Raw genomic sequence first — 3,493 nt, 5'->3', positions numbered from 1 at the left:
TTGCTCGCAGAGCAAGCCCGAAGGGCATTAAACTGGGAGCCAGGACAAAAATATTTTTCTCTTAATCCATCTCTTAATCTATGCCTGCCACGCGTCTTTGGCGTGGTTAATCCTGTCAAAATAACTCTTCTCTTCATTGTTGCGGGCAAAGCATCACTATGGCGGTATATCAGTATTTTTCTAATCCCTTAAAAAGGGCTAAACTGTTACAGTAAGCCCCAGCCGTGAGCGGCAAAGCCGCCTGCCTGTCAAGGCAAGATGCTTTGCATGGTTTCGACACCCACTGAATGGTTACGGGCAGGTTATGTAATTCTTGAGGCAAAAACCCGGCCAGGCAGCTTAATCCAAATGAATTTTGTAATCATAGAATTTTTCAGTGCAGGCTGGTGAAAATGCACAGCTTCAACATGTTGAAAATTATGGCTTGCCTGACCCTTAAATCCTTGATACAAACGGGATTACGCACCCGAGCCGGGATAGCTCAGAAGGCAGAGCAGCTGATTCGTAATCAGCAGGTCGTGGGTTCAACTCCCATTCCCGGCTCCAGTAAAATCAAGTAGTTAGGGCAGCTAAAAAACCATATTCAAGAATCACTCTTGAATCCGTGAAAAAAATATACTTCACGGATTCAGGATCACTCAGGAAAAACAACACAAAAAACACACATAAAAACATGTTTTTGCTATAAAATCCAATAAAATCAGCAAGTAATCAGTAGGTCAGGATTAAATTTGGGTTCTTCAGGTTAGAGCGTACTTTTTTCCTTTAAAAAACAAGGAGTAAGGAATGAAGAAAGTTATTGTGATTCTATCTTTGGTCTCTCTGGTATGCTTTTTAACTTCTTCTCAACTTCAGGCTGAAAAGATTCGACCCTTGTCTTCTTTTGCCGCTGATATGCTGAGCATTTTTCATGATGGTTCAGAAGAAATGAGAGGGAAGGTTTACGCATCACCTGAGGGAACTCGTATGGAAATGGACATTCTTGAACACTCTGCAGAATTGTCTGGAGTGATAATGATTGAAAATTTTACTAAAAATATGATCTTAATGTGTGGACAGGAAGGGATGGAAAAAACCTGTCTGCAGTTTCCAGTTGTTATTGATCAACATGACATGGATAATTATTCTTTTATGGAGTTTGGAAATCCCTGTCCATGGGACAACGATGATTACTGGGATGACCCAATATGGGACAATGACTATAGGGACGATGAAAGTTATTATGCTGATCAGGGAGAAGTCAAAGCAACTCGTCTGGGAACAGACAATCTGCATGGCAGGAAGGTGGAGAAATGGCGCTGCGAGCATCCAAATGGCGATGTTTCGACAAGCTGGTACGACACAAAATTGCAGACAGTAATTCGGGCGGAAGGTTCTGACGGTAAATTTGAATTGACAAATATTAAAGAAGGCCGGATTTCAAAAGATTTTTTTGAAGTACCTGAAGGATATGAGTTAGTATCATTCGAAGATCATTTTAAGGGTCTTTATAATTTTCAGGAATAAATAAGAGATAGTTCAGCCTCTTTCGACAAAATCCTACGCAGCATGGAAAAGTCACAAGAGCCTGGTTGTATCCATTCAGGGGGTCCTCGGTGTTGATTACTGGCATCAGGTCTGGGGGACTGTCCCCCGCTAAGTACTATCTGTGCAGGTTCATATAACTTAGTTTCCATCCTGAAAGTCTTTCTTTCCGGATGCGGAAACTGTTGGTTTTCTTTCCGGAAACGAGGAGTTTTTTTGTCAAGGAAATCAAGCAATTATGAGGAGGCGTATCTCAATACGTTGACGAATAATTGTGCAGATTGTCGCCGCCAAAAGGAAAAAGAACCGTTTCCGGATGAAAACAACTTAGCGTTTGTAATTTATAATGTGTGCAGGAAAGGTCTCGTGGGGACTATCCCCAGGCCGGTTCCTGTATCCCCCTGAATGGTTACGATCGCCTTTATCATGGTTTAGACTACCTGAATACTTTGCAAGCCTTTCATAGAAATCACCCCAGGTTATGCAGTTAATGTGTACCCTGTCTAAGCAGTCACGGAATTCGCTCTCATAAGTCTTTATGATGTCACTCACTGAAAAATTATTGACTGATTTAATAAGATTGTCAGCTGTTTCCTTCAGGTAATCATAAGTTTCTACGCAGGAGTAAATAGTCACCAATGTAAAATGTCTTATTCCATTCGCGAAGGGATGGACGTTGAGGATGAATACCTGGATCTGCTCAAACCCAAGGAATGTTCCCATGCCGAGGCCCTGGAGGCGACCAGAAATGAGCTGGAAGAAGCCAGGGCAAGAGAAAAAGAGGAACGACGGCAGAAGGAAGAGGCATTTGCAGAACTAGCCGACCTGAAACGCAGGCTGGGGAAAATGAAGAGTTTTTTTGTCAGGTTATTTGCTCTTGCACTCTACTCCTTTGCAGGAAAATCAGAGCACATCAGTGATCCAGGGCCTCGTACACCGGATCTGCATCCAGAACCGGAATAAGTATGGCGTAGGGCACGCGCCAGCGGCTTCCATCTTCGATAACCTGGACAGTGGCGGTTTTCTGGTTCAACCGGATTACCATCCCGTAAACCTCCTGGTTGTTTCTGCCTATGAATCCCACCTTGTCCCCTTTTTGCAACTGGCTTTTGCAGATACCTCCCCTGCCTGAAGAAGCCCTTTTGGGAATGTCCATCTCGTCAATATTTACAAAGTAATAGGGGATATTCCACCGTTCTTTGCCCTCAAGGTGCTCTACCAGCAGTCTTGTCCGGTTCAGCTTGAGGATTCTGGATCTGATGAGCCTGTTTTCTCTGGAGCACAAATAGGTGATGATCTGGCCGGGGTAAAGCCTGTCCTTGAAATAATTTACAACTTCCTCGCTTTGCAAACTTGCATCAATGGCCAGCTTGAGCCTGTAGAGCTCAAAAGGGGAAGCGCTGCCCAACTCATTCATTACATAATCGAAGTCCATAAGCTCCTCACAGGTTTTAATCGAATCTGACTTTTGCCTATTCGCTTTTTAAAGTCAATGGCAAGCCTGCAGGCGATGAGCCAGGCCTCTATCGCAGTTTTTAATATCAGATTAATCCAGTGCAAAAAGAGCCTGTCCAATGCACTACCATTTTCGGGTCCATCTTTGCAATCAGCAGATCCTGGACAGAAATCAAGGCGTAAATTCCTGATATGTAACTGTTTTCAGCTGATAACGCGTCCATCTTTGCAATTTCGCTGGAAATGGATTCGATGACCCTCCTGCGCCTGTTTCTGTGTCGCTGTTTTTCCCGTTTGCTTCTGGTATAGTCAGGGTTGTTTTCCCTGTATTTTTTCCAGTAGTCGGGGGTCCTGGTACTCCAGCGGTGGTTCGTGTCCCTTTTTGTTTAGCCTGTAGTCTTGGTCCAACTGTAACTTGCTTCTTTGCCATCGGCGCTTGCGTGCTCTCTGGCAATCAGGCTTGGAGCAGTATTTCTGGTCGGGGTTACGTTTGGTAAGGGGAAACAGACACCGG

4 protein-coding genes and 1 tRNA gene are annotated in these 3,493 nt (G+C 44.1%); 4 read left to right on the top strand and 1 reads right to left on the bottom strand.

All coding sequences use genetic code 11. The annotated features are described in order from the left end of the window. The 4 genes from QZP87_RS00670 to QZP87_RS00655 all read left to right on the top strand — a co-directional run. Positions 1 to 192, top strand: a 192-nt coding sequence (locus tag QZP87_RS00670; RefSeq protein WP_291320997.1) for a hypothetical protein, incomplete at its 5' end; no start/stop codon positions are given. Positions 193 to 470: 278 nt separating this feature from the next. After that, a tRNA-Thr gene (locus QZP87_RS00665) sits at positions 471 to 546 on the top strand. A 240-nt stretch (positions 547 to 786) separates the two neighbouring features. Further along, positions 787 to 1,506, top strand: a complete 720-nt coding sequence (locus QZP87_RS00660) for a hypothetical protein (protein ID WP_291320996.1) — start codon at positions 787 to 789, stop codon at positions 1,504 to 1,506. 663 nt (positions 1,507 to 2,169) lie between these two features. Then, positions 2,170 to 2,487, top strand: a complete 318-nt coding sequence (locus QZP87_RS00655; protein ID WP_291320995.1) for a hypothetical protein — start codon at positions 2,170 to 2,172, stop codon at positions 2,485 to 2,487. Here the strand turns inward: QZP87_RS00655 and QZP87_RS00650 are convergent. Continuing rightward, entirely contained in the window at positions 2,438 to 2,959 is a 522-nt protein-coding gene (locus QZP87_RS00650; RefSeq protein WP_291320994.1) for a hypothetical protein, read from the bottom strand. The two genes, QZP87_RS00655 and QZP87_RS00650, sit on opposite strands and share 50 nt — an antisense overlap. Between the last annotated feature and the right edge of the window lie 534 nt (positions 2,960 to 3,493).

Origin of the sequence: Desulfonatronospira sp. (genome assembly GCA_003563255.1) — a bacterium.
GTDB lineage: Bacteria > Desulfobacterota > Desulfovibrionia > Desulfovibrionales > Desulfonatronovibrionaceae > Desulfonatronospira.
Note: the sequence above shows the minus strand (reverse complement) of the source record. Positions and strands in the feature narration are given on the sequence as shown.

What these genes read in the sequence shown, in the direction of transcription:
- QZP87_RS00660 (WP_291320996.1), top strand. Translation starts at nt 787, where the DNA reads ATGAAGAAAGTTATTGTGATTCTATCTTTGGTCTCTCTGGTATGCTTT.
- QZP87_RS00655 (WP_291320995.1), top strand. Translation starts at nt 2,170, where the DNA reads ATGTCTTATTCCATTCGCGAAGGGATGGACGTTGAGGATGAATACCTG.
- QZP87_RS00650 (WP_291320994.1), bottom strand. Translation starts at nt 2,959, where the DNA reads ATGGACTTCGATTATGTAATGAATGAGTTGGGCAGCGCTTCCCCTTTT.